This is a genomic window from Isoptericola sediminis (genome assembly GCF_013085345.1).
Lineage (GTDB): Bacteria > Actinomycetota > Actinomycetes > Actinomycetales > Cellulomonadaceae > Isoptericola > Isoptericola sediminis.
In genome coordinates this window covers 14,808-34,956 of the sequence record NZ_JABFAJ010000021.1, presented here as the reverse complement: position 1 = coordinate 34,956, position 20,149 = coordinate 14,808, and the positions used below count along the sequence as shown (strand labels likewise).

Below are 20,149 nucleotides of genomic sequence, written 5' to 3'. Positions count from 1 at the left end.
CGGCGCTCAGCGCACGCCGAGAACGAACGGGTGCACGGCCGCCGCGCCCGCCTGACGCAGCAGCCGGGCCGCGACGGTGAGCGTCCACCCTGAGTCGGTCCAGTCGTCCACCAGGAGCACGCGGCGACCGGGCAGCCCGGACAACGCCGCCTCGTTGAGCTCCAGCCGCAGCCGTCGGGCCACGCCGGCCAGGCGCATCGCGGAGTTGACGTCGTGCCGCCCGGGCTCCTCGGCGCCCGGCGCCGGGCCGACGGCCCCGATCAGCGGCACACCCAGATAGGCGGCCAGGCCGTGGGCCAGGTGGTAGGTCAGCTGCGGCCGTGTGACGGAGCGCACGGCGACGACGCCCTCCACGACCACCGGGCGCTCCCCGCCCTCCTGGGTGCCGTCGCCGTGCAGGGCGTCCCAGTCGTCCAGCACGCGTGCCGCCGCACCGCGCAGGGCGACCGGGGTCTCGCCGTCGGGCGTCGTGGGGGCGAACAGGTCGCGGACCGGGTTGGACCAGCCGAGACCGTCGAACCGTGCCACGGCCCGTCCGGGCTCGGCGCGCTCGCCGGGGTCGATCTTGCCCTTGAGGTCCAGCCCGAGGGTGGCCAGTCCCGAGGGCCACATCTTGCGCGGCTCGACGCCGACGCCGGGTCGGTCCATCTCCGAGCGCGCCTCGGCGACGGTGTCGTCCGCGGGGGGCGGCGGCAGCGTCACGCCCCCGCAGCGGTCGCAGCGCCCGCAGCTCCACCCGTCGGGCAGCTGCGGGTCGTCCAGCTGCTCCCGCAGGAACCGCATGCGACAGCCCGGGGTCGCGATGAAGTCGAGCATCGCCTGCTGCTCACGGTGGCGGGTCTCCGCCACGCGGGCGTAGCGCTGCGCGTCGTAGACCCACTCGGCGCCGGTCGCGACCCAGCCGCCCTGCACGCGGCGCACGGCGCCGTCGACGTCGAGGACCTTGAGCATCGTCTCCAGCCGTGACCGCTTGAGGTCGACGTGCGTCTCCAGCGCGGCCGTCGAGAGCGGGGCCCCGGCGTCGGACAGTGCGGCGAGGGTGGCGCGGACCTGGTGCTCCGCCGGAAAGGCCTGCGACCCGAACCAGTCCCAGATCGCCTTGTCCTCGTGGCCCGGCAGCAGCACGACCACGGCGTCGTCGACGCCGCGGCCGGCGCGGCCGACCTGCTGGTAGTACGCGATCGGCGAGGACGGCGCGCCCACGTGCACGACGAAGGCGAGGTCCGGCTTGTCGAAGCCCATGCCGAGCGCCGAGGTCGCCACGAGCGCCTTGACCTCGTTGGTCTTGAGGTCCTCCTCGAGCTGGGCGCGCTGGGTCGGGTCGGTGCGTCCGGTGTAGGCCGCGACGGCGAGTCCGGCGGACCGGAGCTGGGCGGCGATCTCCTCCGCCGCCGAGACCGTCAGGCAGTACACGATCCCCGACCCGTCGATCTCCTGGAGCGCCTCGACGAGCCAGGCCACGCGGGTGGGCTGGTCGCCGAGCTCGAGCACCGCCAGGTGCAGTGACTCGCGGTCGAGCCCGCCGCGCAGCACGAGGACGTCGTCGCTGGTGGCGAGCGTGCCGTCGGCGCTCGAGACCCCCTCGCCGTGGACGGCCATCTGCTCGGCCACGTCGCGGGTGACCCGCTCGTTCGCGGTGGCCGTGGTCGCGAGCACCGGGATGCCCGGCGGCAGGTCGGCGAGCAGCGTGCGGATGCGCCGGTAGTCCGGACGGAAGTCGTGGCCCCAGTCGGAGATGCAGTGGGCCTCGTCCACGACGACCAGGCCGGCGTCCGCCGCGAGCCGCGGCAGCACCTCGTCGCGGAAGGCCGGGTTGTTCAGCCGCTCCGGCGAGCACAGCAGCACGTCCACCTCGCCGGCGGCGATCTGGGCGTGGATCGCGTCCCACTCGGTGACGTTCGAGGAGTTGATCGTCACGGCGTGGATGCCGGCCCGGTCGGCCGCCGCGATCTGGTCGCGCATGAGCGCCAGCAGCGGGGAGACGATGACCGTCGGCCCGGCGCCCCGTGCCCGCAGCAGCTGCGTGGCGACGAAGTACACGGCGGACTTGCCCCAGCCGGTGCGCTGCACCACCAGCGCCCGCCGGTGGAACGCGACGAGGGCCTCGATCGCGGTCCACTGGTCCTCGCGCAGCACGGCGTCGTCGCGGCCGACCAGCGCCCGCAGCGCGGCTGCGGCCTCGTCGCGCAGGGTGCTCGAGCCGTCGGCGCCGCCGGCGGTGTCCATCAGGCCGCGCAGCATCGCCAGCTTGGCCCGCCGCGTCGCCTCGGCGCGGTCAGCGCCCGCGGACGACCCGGGGGCCGCACCGGGTGCGGGAGCGGCCGCGGGACGGGCCAGGTGGGCGTCCGCCGGCGGCCCGCTCTCGTCGTCCGGCGGCGGGGCGTCGTCGTCCGGCGGCACGTCGGCGTCCGTCCAGACGGGCTCGAGGTCGGCGTACGGGTCGTCGGCGGAGGTCACCCTGCGATCGTAGGGGGCGGGGCGGACAGCACGGGTGCCGGTCCACAGCCTCAGCGGCGCTGCTCGCGCAGCAGCGCGACCGTGGAGGCGACCACGGCGAGGACCTCGGCGACCGCGGCGATGGTCTCGTCCCGGCCGAACATCAGCGGTCCGGACACGTCGAAGAACCCGACCGTGCCGGAGGCCACGAACGCCAGCAGGGTGGTCGCGCCGAACACGATGCCGCCGACCAGCGGGATCCAGTGCCGCCAGACGACGAGCAGCACCGCCAGCACGGCCCCGCCGGCGGCGTTGAGGAGGAACAGCGGGCCGACCACGTCCAGGTCCTGGTACCCCTGGTTCCACAGCAGGAGGTGCACGACCGCCGAGGCGGCCACGCCGACGGCGGCCGCCGAGCGCCAGAACCAGGCGACGTGCGTGCCGGACACGCCGTGCTTCGCTGGCACCGGTCCGCTGGGTGCGTCCATGATGGTCATGCTGCCACCGGAGCGTGAGATCCGTCACCCCTGACACCCGAGGAGTCGCCATGACGCCGTCCACCCCGCCCTGCTGCTCGCGCCGCCAGCTCCTGCGCGGTGCCGGTGCCGCCGCCGGCGTCGCGGTCGCCGGCGGGGTGCTCGTGGCCTGCAGCGAGGGCACCGACCCCGGCGCGTCCGCGGACGACGCCGCCTCGTCCGGCGCGGGCGAGGCGGTCGTCGCGCTCGCCGACGTCCCGGTGGGCGGCGCCGTGAGCGCCGAGGTCGGGGGAGTGCCGGTCCTGGTGACCCAGCCCGCGGAGGGCGAGGTGCACGTCTTCAGCGCGGTGTGCACGCACCAGGGATGCACCGTCACCCCGGGCGACGGCGTGCTCGAGTGCCCCTGCCACCGGTCCGTGTTCGCCCTCGACGACGCCGCGGTGCAGTCCGGCCCGGCTCCCGAGCCGCTGGCCGAGATCGCGGTCGAGGTGTCCGGCGGCGACGTCGTGGTCGTCTGACAGTTCGTAGACTGGGGCGGTGACCACCCCTGACGCCCCGGCCCTGCCGCTGCGCCCCGAGCTCGCCGACCAGGTGCCGTACGGCGCCCCGCAGCTCGACGTCCCCGTGCTGCTGAACGTCAACGAGAACCCGTACCCGCCCTCCGAGGAGGTCGTGGCCGGTATCGCCGCCGGCGTCGCCGACGCCGCGCGGACCCTGAACCGGTACCCGGACCGCGACTTCCCGGCGCTGCGCCAGGACCTGGCCGACTACCTCGCCGTGGAGTCCGGCGTCCGGGTCGCACCCGAGCAGGTGTGGGCGGCCAACGGGTCGAACGAGGTCATGCTGCACCTGCTGCAGGCGTTCGGCGGCCCGGGGCGCACGGCGCTGTCCTTCGCGCCGACCTACTCCATGTACCCGGAGTACGCGCGCGACACGCACACCCGGTGGGTGACCGGTCGCCGGGCCGAGGACTTCACGATCGACGCGACCACGGCCGTGGCCACGATCGAGGCCGAGCAGCCCTCCGTGATCCTGCTGGCGAGCCCCAACAACCCGACCGGGACCGCGCTGCCGCGCGCCACCCTCGAGGTGGTCCTGGAGGCCGCGGCACGGATCCCCGCCGTGGTCGTCGTCGACGAGGCCTACGCCGAGTTCCGACGCGCCGGGACGCCGTCCGCGCTGGAGCTGGTGGACACCTACCCGCACCTGGCGGTGACGCGCACCATGTCCAAGGCCTTCGCGGCGGCCGGTCTGCGCCTCGGCTACCTCGCCGCGTCGGCACCGCTCGTCGACGCCCTGCGGGTGGTCCGCCTGCCGTACCACCTGTCGGCCGTGACCCAGGCCGCCGCCCGGGCCGCGCTGTCCTACCGCGACGTCCTGCTGGCTCAGGTGGCGGACCTGCGTGCGCAGCGGGACGCGCTCGTGGCATGGTTGCGTCGGCAGCACAGCGCCGGTCGTCCGGTGCAGGTGGCCGAGAGCGACGCCAACTTCGTGCTCTTCGGGACCTTCGCCGACCGGCACGCGGTCTGGCAGGGGCTGCTGGACCGCGGCGTGCTGATCCGCGAGACCGGGCCGGACGGCTGGCTGCGGGTCTCGGTCGGCACCCGGGAGGAGACCCAGGCGTTCCAGGACGCGCTGACCGACGTGATCGCCGAACAGGAGCAGGGATGACAGGCCGCACCGCGCGCATCGAGCGCGCCACGAGCGAGTCGACCGTCGTCGTCGAGCTGGACCTCGACGGGGCCGGGCGCACCGACATCTCCACGACGGTGCCGTTCTACGACCACATGCTCACCGCGCTGGGCAAGCACTCGCTGATCGACCTGACGGTGCGCGCCACCGGCGACACCGACATCGACGCGCACCACACCGTGGAGGACACCGCGATCGTCCTCGGAGAGGCGCTCAAGCAGGCCCTCGGCGACAAGAAGGGCATCGCGCGCTTCGGCGACGCCCTCGTCCCCCTCGACGAGGCGCTCGCCCAGGCCGTGGTGGACGTCTCCGGCCGTCCGTACCTCGTGCACTCCGGGGAGCCGGCCGGGCAGGAGTACCACCTGATCGGCGGGCACTTCACGGGGTCCCTGACCCGGCACGTGCTCGAGTCGATCGCCCACCACGCGGACATCTGCCTCCACGTGCGCGTCCTGGCCGGCCGGGACCCGCACCACATCGTCGAGGCCCAGTTCAAGGCCCTGGCCCGTGCGCTGCGGGCCGCCGTCGCGCTCGACCCTCGGGTCGAGGGCATCCCGTCGACCAAGGGAGCGCTGTAGGTGCCCAACTTCCCCGAATCCGACCGGCCCGGCCCGTCCGGGTCGTCCGAGCCCGAGCTGCCGGAGGGCCTGGAGATCCCGGACGACCTGTCGGCTCTGACCGGTTCCGACGAGCCCGAGATCGCGGTGCTCATCACCCAGGTCGCCGACGCCGAGGCGCTCGCGGCGGCCTGCGTGCTGGCCCAGATCGAGGTCGACGCCGTGCCGACGCCGGTCGGCGCGCTGGCGGTCCTGCGCGACCGCTCCGGCGAGGCCCCGCGCGCCGCGGCGGCCCGCATCTCGCAGGTCGTCAAGGGGGTGCCCCTCGTGCTGGTGACGCGGGACGGCGAGCAGCTCACCTGCCGCCGCTACACCGACGGCGCCGACGACGGCGAGCTGCCGCCCGGGCTGGTGCTCGGCGGCGCGCCCGAGGCGCTGGAGGACCTGCTCACCGGCCACCTCTCGCTCGACGAGCTGCCCGGCGTGGTGTCCTCGGACGGGATCGGCCGGCTCAAGGCCGTCCGGATGCTCTCGGCCGTGTCCCGCAAGGCCCGGAAGAAGAAGTGATGGGCGCCTCGGAGACCCCCGAGCTGCTGCCCGAGGGTGGTGCCTCCGCCGAGCTCAACGCACGGCCCGCACCCGCCGCCCGGTCGTCGCACCGTCCGGGCGTCGTGGTCCTCGACTACGGGTTCGGCAACGTGCGCTCCGCGGTCCGTGCCCTCGAGCGTGTCGGTGCCGAGGTCGAGCTGACCGCCGACCGGCACGCGGCCGGGGAGGCCGACGGGCTGGTGGTCCCGGGCGTGGGCGCCTTCGCGGCCTGCATGGCGGGCCTGCGCGAGGTGCGCGGCGACCAGGTCGTCGACCGACGCCTCGCCGGCGGGCGCCCCGTGCTGGGCATCTGCGTGGGCATGCAGGTGATGTTCGACGCGGGCGTCGAGCACGGTGTGCGCACGGAGGGCCTGGGGGAGTGGCGTGGCGTCGTCGAGCGTCTGGACGCGCCGGTCGTGCCCCACATGGGGTGGTCCCGCGTGGAGGCCGCTACCGGCTCGACGCTGTTCCGCGGCGTCGAGGACGAACGCTTCTACTTCGTCCACTCCTACGCGGCGCAGTCGTTCACCCAGGGTCACGACGACGACGCCGACCCGCGCTTCACCCCGCCGCTCGTCACGTGGTCGTCGCACGGACCGGCGGACTCGCCGGCGCGGTTCGTCGCCGCCGTCGAGGACGGCCCGCTGTCCGCCACGCAGTTCCACCCCGAGAAGTCCGGCGACGCCGGCGCCACCCTGCTCGAGAACTGGGTGCGCTCGCTCTGACCGTCCTCTCCCACCACGACTGGAGAACTCCCGCATGACCGAACGACTGGTGCTGCTGCCCGCCGTCGACGTCGCGGACGGCCAGGCCGTCCGTCTCGTCCAGGGCGAGGCCGGCTCGGAGACCTCGTACGGCGACCCGCTGTCCGCCGCCCTCGACTGGCAGGAGGGCGGTGCCGAGTGGATCCACCTGGTCGACCTCGACGCCGCCTTCGGCCGAGGTGCGAACGCCGACCTGCTGGCCCGCGTTGTCCAGGAGGTCGACGTGCAGGTCGAGCTGTCCGGCGGGATCCGCGACGACGCCTCCCTCGAACGCGCCCTGGCCACCGGTGCCCGGCGCGTCAACATCGGCACCGCCGCGCTGGAGGACCCGGACTGGACCGCCCGCGTCATCGCCGAGCACGGCGACGCCGTCGCCGTCGGCCTGGACGTGCGGGGCACGACCCTGGCGGCCCGCGGCTGGACCCGTGACGGCGGTGACCTGTGGGAGGTGCTCGAGCGGCTCGACGCGGCCGGCTGCGCCCGCTACGTCGTCACCGACGTCACCAAGGACGGGACGCTGCGCGGCCCCAACGTGGACCTGCTGCGGGAGGTCGCCGCGCGCACCCCGGCCAAGGTCGTCGCCTCGGGCGGGATCTCCTCCCTGGACGACCTCGCCGCGCTGCGGACCCTCACCGGTGACGGTGTCGAGGGTGCGGTCGTCGGCAAGGCGCTGTACGCGGGGGCGTTCACGCTGCCCGAGGCGCTCGACGTGGCGGGCCGGCCATGAGGTCGATCCAGCCCACGAGCCAGTTCGCCGGCGACGACGGGTCCGCGGACGCCGAGCTGGTGCGTCGCCTCGAGGGGTGGCGCGCCGGGACGACGCCGCTGCGCGACGTCGTCGCCCGCCTCGCCGAGACGCGTGTGCTCGTCCCGGTCCTCGCCGAGGTCGAGTCGCAGGGCACCGTCGAGCACGACGGCGCCGAGCTCGCGGTCGACAAGGAGGCCTCGGCGGGCGTCGTCGCCCTCGAGTCGCCCGACGGGCGTCGCGCCCTGCCGATCTTCTCCTCGGTGGCCGCGATGCAGGCGTGGCGGGCCGACGCGCGGCCCGTGCCCGCCGAGGCGGCCCGCGCCGCCCTGTCGGCGGTGGACGAGAAGTGGTCGCTGCTGGTGCTGGACCCTGCCGGGCCGGTCACCGCCCTGGTGCCCCGGCCCGCCGTCTGGGCGCTCGCGCAGGGTGTCGAGTGGCGCCCGGCGCTGGTGCCCACCGACGACGGGCTGGAGGTCGACGCCGAGGTGGCGCGCGCCATCGCGGACGCGGCCGCCCCGGTGCAGCACGTCGTGCGCGCGACGGCGCTGCCCGGCCGGTCGGCGGAGGTGGCGGTGCGCCTGGAGCTGAACCCCGGGCTCGACCGCGCGGGCCTCGACGCGGTGCTCGGCCAGGTCAACGCGCGGCTCGCCGCCGCCACGGTGGTGGCCGAGCGCGTGGACTCCCTCGAGCTGCGCATCGCCGCCGCTCGCTGAGGCCGTCAGCAGGCCGGCAGCGGCGTGAACGCGCTGGTGTCCTCCAGCAGCTCGCGCAGCGTCGACTGCGGGACGACCAGGGAGCGTCCGTCGGTCGTCTTGGCGTAGACCACGCCGATGACGCGCCCGGCCTCGTCCAGGGCGGCAGACCCGGAGGAGCCAGGTTCCACGGGAGCGTCCGTCACGAGCACCTCGCCGAGGTTCTCGTTGAGCGGGTCGGTCGTGGTGCCGATGACCTCGCCCGCGGTGACGGTCAGCGCGCCACCGGACGGGTACCCGACCACGCTGACCGACGCCCCGGGCTCCGGGTCGGCCTCGGCCAGCTCGGGGGCGGACGGCAGCTCGTCCTCGGTGCGCACGACCGCGAGGTCGGCGAGGGCGGCCGTGCTCGCCGCCGACACGTCGATGTCGCGTCCGTCGTAGGTGTTGACCTGCAGCGACTCCGAGTCCGCCACGACGTGACGGTTGGTGATCAGCGTGGTGGCGTCCAGCGCGAAGCCGGAACCGGTCGACAGTCCCTGGCAGCCGACGTTGCGGATCCGCACAGCCATCCGCTGCACCGCGTCGAAACCGTCGGGGGAGAGCCGGGCCGACTCCTCGGGGTCCAGCGACGGGACCGCCACGGTCGGGACCAGGTCGGCCGGGACCGGTGGCGGCATGTCGGGCAGCGTGCCGCAGGACGCCGCGAGCGCCACCGCCGCCGCCACGACGCCCGCGCGCAGCGGTGCCCTCACCGCGAGAGCTCCTGCTGCAGCTGGTCGTTGGCCTCGGTGGCCTCGTCGCACAGCGCCTGCACGTCCTCGCCGAACCGCTCGAGGTCGGCCGGGTCGTAGGCCTCCCGGTTCTCCAGGTACCCGATCAGCTGGAACTGCGCCTGGGTGCACTGCCCGAGCGCGGTGGCCACGACGCCCGCCGCCTCGCTGACGCGGCGCTGGTAGTCCAGGTACTGCTGGCTGGCGACGTTCTCGTCGCCGAGCTGGGCCTTCTCGTCGGCGAGCGCGGTGATCCGCTCCGTGGCGGTGTCGAGCTGCTCGCGTGCGGCGACGAGCTCGGCGGTGACGCCGTCCAGCTCCACCTGCAGCGCCGCGACCTGCTCCGCGTATCGCTGCGCCTCACCCTCCCACTCGGCGGCGTGGTCCTCCCACGCGTCCGTGGTCTGCCACAGGTACCCGGCGGTGGCGACGGCCACGACGAGGGCCACGGCGAGCACGATCGTGGCGACCCGCCAGCCCCGTCCTCTCCGGGGCGTCCCGCGCCCGGGCGCGGGTTCGGTGCGGTGCACCGGCCCCGCGGCCTCCCAGGACGGCGTCGGCGACGTCATGTCAGACGACGGAACCCGTGTAGGACTCCCCGGGACCCTCGCCGGGGGCGTCCGGGACGACGGACGCCTCGCGGAACGCCAGCTGCAGGGACCGCAGCCCGTCCCGCAGCGACCGTGCGTGCTGGTTGCCGATGTCCGGTGCGCTGGCGGTGACGAGCGCGGCCAGCGCCGTGATGAGCTTGCGGGCCTCGTCGAGGTCGAGGTGCTCGGAGGCGTCGTCCTCGGCGGCGAGGCCGCACTTGACCGCGGCGGCGCTCATCAGGTGGACCGCGGAGGTGGTGATGACCTCGACGGCGGCCACGTCGGCGATGTCACGCGTGGCCCCGGTCGCGTCGAGGGGGTCGGTGCTGGCGTTCATGGGGTACATCTTGGCACCTTCGGGCGCCCGCACGGCCGAGGCCGGACCCGCGTCGGCGGGTCCGGCCTCGGGACGTCAGGTCACACCGGTCAGGCGGCGACCTCGGAACGCAGCTTGGCGCCGAGCTCGGCGTCCACGTGCGTCCAGTACTGGAAGAAGCGCTCGCGGATCTCGTCGATCGTGATCGCCTTGCCCTGACCCGTCAGGGTCTCGAGGAAACGCGCCTTGGCGGCGTCGTCGAAGACCTCCCGGTAGAGGGTGCCGGCCTGCCCGAAGTCGTCGTCCTCGGAGTGCAGGGTGTAGGCGGAGCGCATCAGCTCGCCGTCGGTCTCCCAGCTCCCCTCGGCGGTGCGCGTCGGGTCCGCGGCCGGGCCGCCGAAGGAGTTCGGCGTGTAGACCGGGTGCTCCGGGCCGTTGAAGTGGTACTGCATCGGGCCCTGGTGCATGTAGGTGTGCACCTCGGAGGCGTGCGGCTGGTTCACCGGGAGCTGGTTGAAGTTGGCGCCGATGCGGTGGCGGTGCGCGTCGTTGTAGGAGAACACGCGGGCCATGAGCATCTTGTCGGGGGAGATGTCCGTCCCCGGCACCTGGTTGCCCGGCGAGAACGCGGCCTGCTCGATCTCCGCGAAGAAGTTGCGCGGGTTGCGGTTCAGGGTGAAGGTCCCGACCTTGATGAGCGGGTAGTCGGCGTGCGGCCAGACCTTCGTCATGTCGAACGGGTTGAACCGGTAGGTCTTGGCGTCCTCGTACGGCATGACCTGGACCTTGACGTCCCAGGAGGGGTGCTCGCCGCGCTCGATCGCCTCGTACAGGTCGCGGCGGTAGTAGTCCGCGTCCTCACCGGCGATGCGCTCGGCGTCCTCGTTGCTCAGGTGCTCGACGCCCTGGTGCGAGATGAAGTGGTACTGCACCCAGAACCGCTCGCCCTCGGCGTTGATCCACTGGTAGGTGTGCGAGCCGTAGCCGTTGAGGTGGCGCCACGACCGCGACAGCCCGCGGTCGCCCATGAGGTAGGTGACCTGGTGGGCGGACTCGGGCGACAGCGTCCAGAAGTCCCACTGCATGTCGGCGTCGCGCAGGCCGGAGGCGCCGAGCCGCTTCTGGGAGTGGATGAAGTCCGGGAACTTCATCGCGTCGCGCAGGAAGAACACGGGCGTGTTGTTGCCGACGACGTCGAGGTTGCCCTCGGTGGTGTAGAAGCGCAGCGCGAACCCGCGCACGTCGCGCCAGGTGTCGGGCGAACCCTGCTCGCCCGCGACGGACGAGAACCGCAGCAGGGTCTCGGAGGTCGCGCCGGGCTGGAACACGGCGGCCGCGGTGTACCGCGAGACGTCCTCGGTGACCTCGAACTCACCGAACGCGCCACCGCCCTTGGCGTGCGGGTTGCGCTCGGGGACGCGCTCGCGGTTGAACGAGGCGAGCTTCTCGACCAGGTACCGGTCGTGCAGCACGGTCGGGCCGTCGGCACCGACCGTGAGGGAGTACTGGTCGCTCGCGACCGGGCTACCGGTCTGCGTCGTCGTGGGGGTCGTCATGGAGTGACGTCCTTTCTCAGGGGGTTGTGTCAGCCGCGGCACCGGGGGCACAGCCCCCAGAAGGTCACCTCGGCGAGGTCGACCGTGAAGCCGTGGTCGTCGCTCGGCAGGAGGCAGGGCGCGTGCCCCACCGTGCAGTCGACGTCCGCGACCGCTCCGCACGCGCGGCAGACGATGTGGTGGTGGTTGTCGCCGACCCGACGCTCGTAGCGGGCGGGGTGGCCGGCGGGTTCCATCCGACGGAGCAGGTCGGCGTCGGTCAGGGCGTGCAGCGAGTCGTACACCGCCTGGACCGAGACCGTGCCCAGCTCGTCCCGGACGGCCCGCACCACGGTGTCGGCCGTCGAGTGCTGGTGCTCACCGAGCGCACGCAGGACGGCGAGCCGTACGCCCGTCACGCGCAGACCGGCGTCGCGCAGCAGCTGGCGCTCCGCCGGTTCGTCGATCGGTGTCCTGGTCATGGCGTCACCCTAGATCGTTCTCTGGAATCATTCCAGTCTTGACGGTCGTGACGGGGTGACGGAGGCGACACGGGCTCCCGTGGCCGTCCCGGGGTGCCCCCGTGCTACAGTGTGTGGTCGACCGACCCGGCTGCCCAGTGGCCGGGTGCAGCAAGTGGAGATCATCCCACCCGAGCACCGACAGGCAGATGCCGACAGGGGCCGGGTCCGGTCGGACGACTCGCGTCGTCCACCAGGTCGTCCGTCGGTGCGGGGCACCAGCGGACGACGGTACCGATGGCCTCCGCCTGTTGACTCAGGACGGGGGCCTTTCTCGTTCCTGACGGTCGTCACGTCGAGCACCTAGGAGCATCACCATCAGCGAGCCTCGCATCAACGACCGGATCCGCGTCCCCGAGGTCCGGCTCATCGGCCCGGGCGGGGAACAGGTCGGCGTGGTCGCCACGGGAGTCGCCCTGAAGCTTGCCCAGGACGCTGACCTCGACCTCGTCGAGGTCGCCCCGGCAGCCCGTCCCCCCGTCGCCAAGCTCATGGACTACGGCAAGTACAAGTACGAGTCGGACATGAAGGCGCGCGAGGCGCGGCGCAAGCAGGCGAACACCCTCCTGAAGGAGATCCGGTTCCGTCTCAAGATCGACCCGCACGACTACGCCACCAAGAAGGGCCACGTCGAGCGGTTCCTCGCGGCCGGCGACAAGGTCAAGGTCATGATCATGTTCCGTGGTCGTGAGCAGTCCCGCCCTGACGCCGGCGTGCGTCTGCTGGAGCGGCTCGCGGACGACGTCGCGGAGCTCGGCTTCGTCGAGTCCATGCCGAAGCAGGACGGCCGCAACATGACCATGGTCCTCGGGCCGGTGAAGAAGAAGTCCGAGGCCAAGAGCGAGCAGCGCAAGCGGTCCGCCGAGGTCAACGCCCAGCGCAAGACCAAGTCGGAGGTCAAGGCCGAGGCGCGCCGCGCCGCGGAGGACCAGACCGCGCCGGAGCCCGTCGAGGAGCAGACCGCGCCGGAGCCGGCCGAGGAGCAAACCGCGCCGGAGCCCAGCGCCGCGGCGGGTCCGAAGCCGGGTCCGAAGCCCGGCCCTCAGCAGCGCTGAGCGCCGCACGAACCATCTGACACCGGGTCGGCCCCCACCGGCCACGGTCAGCATCACGTCCCCGCCCTCGGGTGGGTGACCGACACGAGGAGAGACGGCAGTCATGCCGAAGAACAAGACGCACTCCGGTGCCAAGAAGCGCTTCCGGACGACCGGCAAGGGCAAGCTCATGCGTGAGCAGACCAACGCCCGGCACTACCTCGAGCACAAGTCGAGCCGCCGTACGCGTCGGCTCGCCGTGGACCAGGACGTCGCCCCGGCCGACGTCAAGCGAATCAAGAAGATGCTCGGTAAGTGATCTCTCCGGCGGCTCGCGCCGCCGGGAGCACTTGTCGACCCGAACTGCAAGGAGCATCACGTGGCACGCGTGAAGCGGGCGGTCAACGCCCACAAGAAGCGTCGTACGACCCTCGAGCGCGCCAGCGGTTACCGCGGCCAGCGTTCCCGTCTGTACCGCAAGGCCAAGGAGCAGGTCACCCACTCCTTCGTCTACTCGTACCGTGACCGGAAGGCCAAGAAGGGCGACTTCCGCAAGCTGTGGATCCAGCGCATCAACGCTGCGGCCCGCCAGCAGGGTCTGACCTACAACCGTTTCGTCCAGGGCCTCAAGGCCGCGGGCGTCGAGGTCGACCGTCGCATGCTCGCCGAGCTCGCGGTCAACGACACCGCCGCGTTCAACGCGCTGGTCAAGGTCGCCAAGGACGCCCTGCCCCAGGACGTCAACGCGCCGAAGGCCGCCTGAGCTCCGGCTCGGTCTTCCAGGACGCCCGGACAGCCCTCCTGCCGATGCCCCGCATCCCGGACGTGACCCTCGCCAACCCGCGAGCAGGTCGCGTCAAGCAGGTCAGGGCGCTGTCCGGGCGTTCTGCACGTGCGAAGCACGGACAGTTCCTCGTGGAGGGACCCCAGGGCGTGCGCGAGGCCGTCCGGCACGCGTCCGCCCGGGTGCGCGACGTCTACCTCACGGCCCCCGCGGCGCGACGGCACCCCGAGATCCTGGACACGGCGCTGGCCGCCGGGCTGTACGTGCACCTGGGTACGCCCGAGGTGCTGGACGCCATGAGCCCGGACGCGCAGGGCGTCCTCGCCGTCGTGCGCACCGACGAGCCCGAGCTGGGCGAGGCCCTGGACCGGCGCAGGTCGCCGGACCGTCCGCTGCTCGTGGCCGTGCTGGCCTCCGTCCGCGACCCCGGCAACGCCGGCGCCGTGATCCGTGCCGCCGACGCGGCGGGGGCGGACCTGGTGGTGCTGGCCGGTGAGAGCGTCGACGTCCACAACCCGAAGGTCGTCCGCTCGACGGCGGGCTCGCTCTTCCACCTCCCGGTCGTGACGGGGGTGCCGCTGTCCGACGTGGTCGAGGGCGTCCGGGCCGCCGGGTGCGCCGTGCTGGCCGCCGACGGCACCGGCGACCACGACCTGGACGATCTGCTCGACGTCGCCGGCGCGAGCCCCGAGGGTGTGCCCGACCTGGCCGCCTCCGCCGCCTGGGTGTTCGGCAACGAGGCCTGGGGCCTGCCGAGCGAGGATCGGGCGCTGGCCGACGCCGTCGTCCGTGTCCCGATCCGTGGCCGGGCCGAGTCGCTGAACCTCGCCACCGCCGCCACGGTCTGCCTCTACGCCTCCGGACGCGCGCAGCGCTGAGACCCCGGCGCACCCGTCCGGGCATGACCGAAGGCCCCGCGTGGGACGAACACGCGGGGCCCTCGGCCGGTCGATGGGCCCGAGATCAGGCCGGGCAGGCGGCGTCGATGGCGCCGTCGACGTCCGCGCCGGGCAGCAGCACGTCCGCGTAGGCCTTCAGCACCACGTTCGCGGTACCGGGGTCGGTGCGGTGGATGTTCAGCACCGTGCTGAAGGGCAGGTAGTCGCCGCTCCCGATCGGCCACTCGAGCCCGTTCGCGGCCACGCCGCTCAGGACGCCGGTGTCCTGGAGCACGCCGATACCGAACTGCTGGCACTCGATGCCGGTGGGCTTGCCGCCCTCACCCGCACCCACCGGGGCGTGGGCGGAGGCCGAACCGGCGGCTCCCACCGTGGCCAGGGCGGCGAGGGCCGCGGACACGCCGGCGATCGCGATGCGCTTCATGGGTCTTTCCTCTCCTTCGGGGCCATGACACCCGTGTGTTCGTCGGGGACCCCTCGGTCGGATGCACACGGATCGAAGTTTTTTCGACGGATCACCCAGACCCCCGTCGACGCCCGGCCGTACGATCGGCGCGTGCGACTCTTCACGGCCGTCTACCCGCCCCGCGAGGCGCTCGAGCACCTCGACCTGGCGCTCGGCGGGGTCGGCGGCGGGTCGCCCACGGCGCCGGCCGGCGGCCCGCGCTGGGTGCCCCGGGAGCAGCGGCACGTGACGCTCGCCTTCCACGGAGGGGTTCCCGACGGGGCGGTCGAGGACTACGTCGCCGAGCTGGCCGCCGTGCTGGAGGGGACGGCGGCCTTCGAGCTCGTGCTGGTGGGCAGCGGGACGTTCGGCGGCCGCACGCTCTGGGTCGGTGTCGGCGGTGACGTGGACCGGCTGCGGTCGTTGTCGCGCGACGTCTCCGCCGCGGCCGCCGAGGCCGGGATCCACGGGGCGGACCGCGCCGGCGGGAGACCGCACCTGACGGTGGCCCGGTCCTCCGGCGCGCGGGTGGGCGGCGACCGGTCCGGCGGGCGCCGCGGCCGGCGTGGTGCGGAGCCGGCCGAGCCGGTCACGCCCTTCTCCCGGTGGGCCCACGCCCTGGCGGTCTACCGCGGGCCCTCCTGGCCGGTCCGGACGGTGCACGTGGTGGCCTCGCGGCTCGGCGCCGGCCGGTCGGGCGGTCCGGCCCACGACGACGTCGCGGTGCTGCCGCTCGCGGGACCATAGACTGTGCGGTGCCGCTCTCACACCACGCAGGAAGGCACGCATGACTGCGCCCGAACCGCTGCCCGACCCGCTGGACGTCGCCGCCCTGGACGCCGCGGTGGACGCCGCGCTGGCCGACGTCGCCGCAGCGACCCAGCTCGACGAGCTGAAGACCGTCCGCACCCGTCACACGGGTGACAAGAGCCCGCTGGCCCTGGCCAACCGTGCCATCGGGGCGCTGCCCGGCCCCGACAAGGCCGTGGCCGGCAAGAACGTCGGTCCCCGGCGCGGACGCATCAACCAAGCGCTCACGGCCCGGCAGGCCGAGCTCGAGGCCGAGCGCGACGCGCGGGTGCTCGTCGAGGAGACTGTCGACGTCACGCTGCCGACGAACCGGACCCCGGCCGGTGCCCGCCACCCGATCGAGCTGATCCAGGAGCGCGTGGCCGACTTCTTCGTCGGGATGGGCTGGGAGATCGCGGACGGACCCGAGGTCGAGGCGGAGTGGTTCAACTTCGACGCGCTGAACTTCGGTCCGGACCACCCGGCCCGCCAGATGCAGGACACCTTCTACGTCGCGGGCACCGACGGGGGAGACCGCACCGACGGTGCGAACCTCGTGCTGCGTACCCACACCTCCCCGGTCCAGGCCCGGTCCCTGCTGGCCCGCGGCGTGCCGCTGTACATCGCCTGCCCCGGCAAGGTGTTCCGCACCGACGCCCTGGACGCGACGCACACGCCGGTCTTCCACCAGGTCGAGGGCCTGGCCGTCGACGAGGGGCTGACGATGGCGAACCTGGTGGGCACCCTGGACGCCTTCGCCCGGGAGATGTTCGGCCCGGAGGCGAAGACGCGGCTGCGTCCGAGCTTCTTCCCCTTCACCGAGCCCAGCGCCGAGATGGACCTGTGGTTCCCGCAGAAGAAGGGTGGTGCCGGCTGGATCGAGTGGGGCGGCTGCGGCATGGTGCACCCGAACGTGCTGCGGGCCGCCGGCGTCGACCCCGAGGTCTACTCCGGGTTCGCGTTCGGCATGGGCATCGAGCGCACGCTCATGCTCCGCCACTCCATCGCTGACATGCACGACATCGTGGAGGGCGACGTGCGCTTCTCCACGCAGTTCGGGACGGAGATCTGATGCCCCGCATCGTTGCAGACTGGCTGGCCGACCACGTCGAGCTGCCCGCGGACCTCACCACGGAGCAGCTCGCCGCCGACCTGGTCCGGGTCGGGCTCGAGGAGGAGGAGATCCACCCCGCCGCGGTCTCCGGGCCGCTCGTCGTCGGCCGGGTGCTGGAGATGACCGGCGAGCCGCAGAAGAACGGCAAGACGATCAACTGGTGCCTGGTCGACGTCGGGCCGGAGCACAACGCGACCCGGATCACGGGCGTCGACGACGCCGACGTGCCCGCCGGTGGTGCGCGGGGCATCGTGTGCGGCGCGCACAACTTCGGCGTCGGCGACCTCGTCGTCGTCTCCCTGCCGGGCACGGTGCTGCCCGGCGGGTTCGCGATCGCGTCGCGCAAGACCTACGGGCACGTCTCCGACGGCATGATCTGCTCGACCAAGGAGCTCGGGCTCGGCGAGGACCACGGGGGCATCCTGGTGCTGACCGAGGCCGGGTTCGACGCCGCCGACCTCACCCCCGGGCAGGACGCGGTCGCGCTGCTCGGCCTGGGTGACGAGGTGCTCGAGATCAACGTCACCCCGGACCGCGGCTACGCCTTCAGCTACCGCGGCGTCGCCCGGGAGTACGCGCACTCGACCGGCGCCGCGTTCACCGACCGCGGGCTGGCCGAGGCGCTGCCCACCGCGCCGCCGGCCGCCACCGCGGACGGGTTCGCCGTCGCGGTGGACGACACCGCGCCGATCGACGGGCAGGTCGGCTGCGACCGGTTCGTCACGCGTATCGTGCGGGGGATCGACCCGACCGCGCCGACGCCGCCGTGGATGAAGCGGCGGCTCGAGGGCTCCGGCATGCGGTCCATCTCCCTGGCCGTGGACGTCACCAACTACGTGATGCTCGACCTGGGTCAGCCGCTGCACGCCTACGACCTCGACGCGGTCACGGCACCGATCGTGGTGCGCCGTGCGGCACCGGGGGAGCGGCTGACCACGCTCGACGACGTCGACCGCGCCCTGGACACCGAGGACCTGCTCATCACCGACTCGCCCGACGGCCCGGGCTCGCGGGTGCTCGGTCTGGCCGGCGTCATGGGCGGCGCGTCCTCGGAGGTCTCCGCGGCCACCACGGACGTGCTCGTCGAGGCCGCGCACTTCGACCAGGTCACCGTCGCCCGCACCGCCCGTCGGCACAAGCTGCCCTCAGAGGCCGCCAAGCGTTTCGAGCGCGGCGTCGACCCGCGCCTGCCCGCCGTCGCCGCGCAGCGCGTCGTCGACCTGCTCGTCGAGCTCGGCGGCGGCACGGCGGACCCGGCGGTGAGCGACCTGGACACCACCACGACCCCGGCGCCCCTGGCCATGGACGTCTCCCTGCCGACCCGTACCTCGGGCGTGCCGTACACCCGCGAGCAGGTCGTGCAGATCCTGGAGCAGATCGGGTGCACCGTGGCCGGTGACGACACCCTGACGGTCACCCCGCCGACGTGGCGGCCCGACCTGGTCGAGCCGGCGGCGCTGGTCGAGGAGGTCGTGCGCATCGCCGGCTACGACCAGATCGCCTCCGTCCTGCCGGCCGCCCCGGGCGGTCGGGGCCTGACGCCGGAGCAGCGCATCCGCCGCTCCGTCGCCCGGGCGCTCGCGGACGCGGGGCTGGTCGAGGTGCTGTCCTACCCGTTCGTCGGGCAGCAGGACCTCGACGCCCTCGGTCTGCCTGCCGACGACCCGCGCCGCACGGCGCTGCGCCTGGCGAACCCGCTGGCCGAGGACCGCCCGCTGATGCGGACCACGCTGCTGGTCAGCCTGCTCGACACCGCGCGGCGCAACGTCTCGCGCGGGATCGACGACGTCGCCGTGTTCGAGATGGGGCAGGTGACCCGACCGGTCGCCGACGCACCCGCGGCGCCGCAGCTGCCCGTGGGCGTGCGGCCCACCCCCGACCAGCTCGAGGCGCTCGCCGCCGCCACACCCGACCAGCCGCGCCGCGTCGCCGGTGTGCTGACCGGGAACCGCGTCCCCGCCGGATGGTGGGGGCCCGGACGGCCGGTCGACTGGGCCGACGCCGTCGAGGCCGCCCGGACGGTCGCCGACCTGGCCGGTGCCGAGGTCGTCGTCTCGAACGACCCCGACCACATGCCCTGGCACCCCGGTCGCTGCGCGCGGTTCGAGGTCGCCGGCGGTGACGGAGAGGTCCGGACCGTGGGGCACGCGGGCGAGCTGCACCCCAAGGTGCTCGAGGAGCTGGGCCTGCCGCGCCGCACCGTCGCCTTCGAGATGGACCTGTCGGCGCTCGTCGACGCCGCCGACGGGTCGCCCCGGGTCGCGGCGCCGGTCTCGGCCTTCCCCGCGGCCAAGGAGGACTTCGCCCTCGTCGTGGACGCCACGGTGCCGGCCGCCGACGTGGAGGCCGCCGTCGTGGCGGGAGCGGGTGAGCTGCTCGAGCGGGTCGAGCTGTTCGACCTCTTCACGGGCGAGCAGATCGGCCGCGGCAAGAAGTCGCTGGCGTACTCGGTCCGGCTCCGGGCCGCGGACCGGACGCTGACCGCCGAGGACGTCCGGGCCGCCCGGGACGGCGTGGTGCGGGTCACGGCCGAGCGGGTGGGGGCGGTGCTCCGTGGCTGAGCCCCAGGACCTCCCCGCGGCGCGGACGGCGTTGGTCACCGGCGCGACGCGCGGCATCGGCCGCGCCGTCGCGCTCGGGCTGGCCGACGCCGGCCTCGACGTGGCGCTCCTCGCCCGGGACGCCGACCGGCTGGCCGAGGTCGCCGAGCAGGTGCGTGCGACGGGTCGTACGGCCGTCGTGCTGCCCTGCGACGTCACCGACCCCGAGGCGGTCGCGAGTGCCGTGCGGCAGGCGGAGGACGAGCTCGGGTCGGTCGACCTGCTCGTCAACAACGCGGGCCGCATCGACGCCGAGGTCCCCCTGTGGGAGGCGGACGTCGAGGAGTGGTGGCAGGTGATGGAGACGAACGTCCGCGGTCCGTTCCTGCTCGCGCGGCACGTGGTGCCGGGCATGCTGGCGCGTGGCGGCGGCCGGGTCGTCGACCTCAACAGCGGTGCCGGGTCGCACGACATGACCTACTCCAGCGCCTACAACCTGTCCAAGACGGCGCTGATGCGCCTGGGCCAGCAGCTGCACGCCATGGGCCACGAGAAGGGTCTGCGCACCCTCGAGCTGGCACCCGGCGTCGTGGCCACGGACATGACCGCCGGGATGCGGACCCACGAGGGCCGTACGGAGTGGACGCCCGTCGAGCGCACCGTCGACGTCGCGGTCGCCTTCGCCCGGGGCGAGCTCGACGAGTGCTCGGGCTGGTTCGTGCGGGTCTCCGACGACACCCCGGCGTCGTTGCGGGAGACGGCCGCCGGCGCGACGGCCGCCGTCCCGCGCCGGCTGCGGGTGCTGCCGGCCGGGGACGACGACGCGCTGCACGGGCCGCTGACGGGACGCTGAGCC

The 20,149-nt window shown here is 73.8% G+C and carries 23 protein-coding genes; 15 read left to right on the top strand and 8 right to left on the bottom strand.

What is annotated here, in order from left to right; translation table 11 throughout:
* Positions 1-6 precede the first annotated feature (6 nt).
* Both HLI28_RS11585 and HLI28_RS11580 read right to left on the bottom strand, forming a co-directional pair.
* Positions 7-2,241: a RecQ family ATP-dependent DNA helicase gene (locus HLI28_RS11585; RefSeq protein WP_171247802.1), complete on the bottom strand. Its 2,235-nt coding sequence runs from the start codon at positions 2,239-2,241 to the stop codon at positions 7-9.
* A gap of 266 nt (positions 2,242-2,507) precedes the next feature.
* Complete coding sequence (locus tag HLI28_RS11580; protein ID WP_246246689.1) at positions 2,508-2,933, bottom strand: hypothetical protein; 426 nt, start codon at positions 2,931-2,933, stop codon at positions 2,508-2,510.
* Between the two features lie 50 nt (positions 2,934-2,983).
* On the opposite strand from HLI28_RS11580, the gene HLI28_RS11575 reads away from it, so the two are divergent.
* The 7 genes from HLI28_RS11575 to HLI28_RS11545 are packed head-to-tail and all read left to right on the top strand — an operon-like array spanning position 2,984 to position 7,974.
* On the top strand, positions 2,984-3,430 hold the full coding sequence (locus tag HLI28_RS11575) for a QcrA and Rieske domain-containing protein (protein WP_171247720.1): 447 nt from the start codon (positions 2,984-2,986) through the stop codon (positions 3,428-3,430).
* A gap of 19 nt (positions 3,431-3,449) precedes the next feature.
* On the top strand, positions 3,450-4,583 hold the full coding sequence (locus tag HLI28_RS11570; RefSeq protein ID WP_171247719.1) for a histidinol-phosphate transaminase: 1,134 nt from the start codon (positions 3,450-3,452) through the stop codon (positions 4,581-4,583).
* Positions 4,580-5,182, top strand: coding sequence for an imidazoleglycerol-phosphate dehydratase HisB (gene hisB, locus HLI28_RS11565; RefSeq protein ID WP_171247718.1), 603 nt, complete (start codon positions 4,580-4,582; stop codon positions 5,180-5,182). Before HLI28_RS11570 ends, hisB begins: the two co-directional genes overlap by 4 nt.
* Complete coding sequence (locus tag HLI28_RS11560) at positions 5,183-5,728, top strand: hypothetical protein (protein WP_171247717.1); 546 nt, start codon at positions 5,183-5,185, stop codon at positions 5,726-5,728.
* Positions 5,728-6,474 (top strand): imidazole glycerol phosphate synthase subunit HisH, encoded by a 747-nt coding sequence (gene hisH, locus HLI28_RS11555; RefSeq protein ID WP_171247716.1) that lies wholly within the window; start codon positions 5,728-5,730, stop codon positions 6,472-6,474. The genes HLI28_RS11560 and hisH overlap by 1 nt, the downstream gene beginning before the upstream one ends.
* A gap of 34 nt (positions 6,475-6,508) precedes the next feature.
* Positions 6,509-7,240, top strand: coding sequence for a bifunctional 1-(5-phosphoribosyl)-5-((5-phosphoribosylamino)methylideneamino)imidazole-4-carboxamide isomerase/phosphoribosylanthranilate isomerase PriA (gene priA / locus HLI28_RS11550; protein ID WP_171247715.1), 732 nt, complete (start codon positions 6,509-6,511; stop codon positions 7,238-7,240).
* The gene (locus HLI28_RS11545; RefSeq protein ID WP_171247714.1) at positions 7,237-7,974 is read left to right on the top strand and encodes an SseB family protein; all 738 of its coding nucleotides are present in this window, start codon (positions 7,237-7,239) and stop codon (positions 7,972-7,974) included. Before priA ends, HLI28_RS11545 begins: the two co-directional genes overlap by 4 nt.
* Before the next feature lie 5 nt (positions 7,975-7,979).
* Here HLI28_RS11545 and HLI28_RS11540 read toward each other — a convergent pair whose 3' ends face one another.
* The 5 genes from HLI28_RS11540 to HLI28_RS11520 form a co-directional block, all read right to left on the bottom strand.
* Positions 7,980-8,708, bottom strand: coding sequence for a S1C family serine protease (locus tag HLI28_RS11540; protein ID WP_343035806.1), 729 nt, complete (start codon positions 8,706-8,708; stop codon positions 7,980-7,982).
* Positions 8,705-9,295 (bottom strand): hypothetical protein, encoded by a 591-nt coding sequence (locus HLI28_RS11535; protein WP_171247713.1) that lies wholly within the window; start codon positions 9,293-9,295, stop codon positions 8,705-8,707. The genes HLI28_RS11540 and HLI28_RS11535 overlap by 4 nt, the downstream gene beginning before the upstream one ends.
* A 1-nt stretch (position 9,296) precedes the next feature.
* Positions 9,297-9,653: a DUF1844 domain-containing protein gene (locus HLI28_RS11530; RefSeq protein ID WP_171247712.1), complete on the bottom strand. Its 357-nt coding sequence runs from the start codon at positions 9,651-9,653 to the stop codon at positions 9,297-9,299.
* 89 nt (positions 9,654-9,742) lie between these two features.
* Positions 9,743-11,188 (bottom strand): catalase, encoded by a 1,446-nt coding sequence (locus tag HLI28_RS11525; protein ID WP_171247711.1) that lies wholly within the window; start codon positions 11,186-11,188, stop codon positions 9,743-9,745.
* Between the two features lie 29 nt (positions 11,189-11,217).
* On the bottom strand, positions 11,218-11,649 hold the full coding sequence (locus HLI28_RS11520; RefSeq protein ID WP_171247710.1) for a Fur family transcriptional regulator: 432 nt from the start codon (positions 11,647-11,649) through the stop codon (positions 11,218-11,220).
* 350 nt (positions 11,650-11,999) lie between these two features.
* Here HLI28_RS11520 and infC point away from each other — a divergent pair, with 350 nt between their 5' ends.
* The 4 genes from infC to HLI28_RS11500 all read left to right on the top strand — a co-directional run bounded on the left by infC (position 12,000) and on the right by HLI28_RS11500 (position 14,384).
* Positions 12,000-12,743 (top strand): translation initiation factor IF-3, encoded by a 744-nt coding sequence (gene infC, locus HLI28_RS11515; protein ID WP_343035814.1) that lies wholly within the window; start codon positions 12,000-12,002, stop codon positions 12,741-12,743.
* Positions 12,744-12,846: 103 nt separating this feature from the next.
* The gene (rpmI, locus tag HLI28_RS11510) at positions 12,847-13,041 is read left to right on the top strand and encodes a 50S ribosomal protein L35 (RefSeq protein WP_171247709.1); all 195 of its coding nucleotides are present in this window, start codon (positions 12,847-12,849) and stop codon (positions 13,039-13,041) included.
* 60 nt (positions 13,042-13,101) lie between these two features.
* Positions 13,102-13,485, top strand: coding sequence for a 50S ribosomal protein L20 (rplT, locus tag HLI28_RS11505; RefSeq protein ID WP_171247708.1), 384 nt, complete (start codon positions 13,102-13,104; stop codon positions 13,483-13,485).
* A gap of 44 nt (positions 13,486-13,529) precedes the next feature.
* Positions 13,530-14,384 carry a TrmH family RNA methyltransferase gene (locus HLI28_RS11500; protein ID WP_171247707.1) on the top strand — a complete coding sequence of 285 codons (855 nt, stop codon included), beginning with the start codon at positions 13,530-13,532 and terminating at the stop codon, positions 14,382-14,384.
* 85 nt (positions 14,385-14,469) lie between these two features.
* Here the strand turns inward: HLI28_RS11500 and HLI28_RS11495 are convergent, their stop codons facing one another.
* Positions 14,470-14,829, bottom strand: a complete 360-nt coding sequence (locus HLI28_RS11495) for a hypothetical protein (RefSeq protein WP_171247706.1) — start codon at positions 14,827-14,829, stop codon at positions 14,470-14,472.
* A gap of 132 nt (positions 14,830-14,961) precedes the next feature.
* Here HLI28_RS11495 and thpR point away from each other — a divergent pair, with 132 nt between their 5' ends.
* The 4 genes from thpR to HLI28_RS11475 are packed head-to-tail and all read left to right on the top strand — an operon-like array spanning position 14,962 to position 20,146.
* Entirely contained in the window at positions 14,962-15,597 is a 636-nt protein-coding gene (gene thpR, locus HLI28_RS11490; RefSeq protein ID WP_171247705.1) for an RNA 2',3'-cyclic phosphodiesterase, read from the top strand.
* Between the two features lie 40 nt (positions 15,598-15,637).
* Positions 15,638-16,711: a phenylalanine--tRNA ligase subunit alpha gene (pheS, locus tag HLI28_RS11485; RefSeq protein ID WP_171247704.1), complete on the top strand. Its 1,074-nt coding sequence runs from the start codon at positions 15,638-15,640 to the stop codon at positions 16,709-16,711.
* Positions 16,711-19,314 carry a phenylalanine--tRNA ligase subunit beta gene (gene pheT / locus HLI28_RS11480; protein ID WP_171247703.1) on the top strand — a complete coding sequence of 868 codons (2,604 nt, stop codon included), beginning with the start codon at positions 16,711-16,713 and terminating at the stop codon, positions 19,312-19,314. The genes pheS and pheT overlap by 1 nt, the downstream gene beginning before the upstream one ends.
* A complete protein-coding gene (locus HLI28_RS11475; RefSeq protein ID WP_171247702.1) occupies positions 19,307-20,146 on the top strand; it encodes an SDR family NAD(P)-dependent oxidoreductase in 840 nt (279 codons plus the stop codon). Before pheT ends, HLI28_RS11475 begins: the two co-directional genes overlap by 8 nt.
* Positions 20,147-20,149 lie beyond the last annotated feature (3 nt).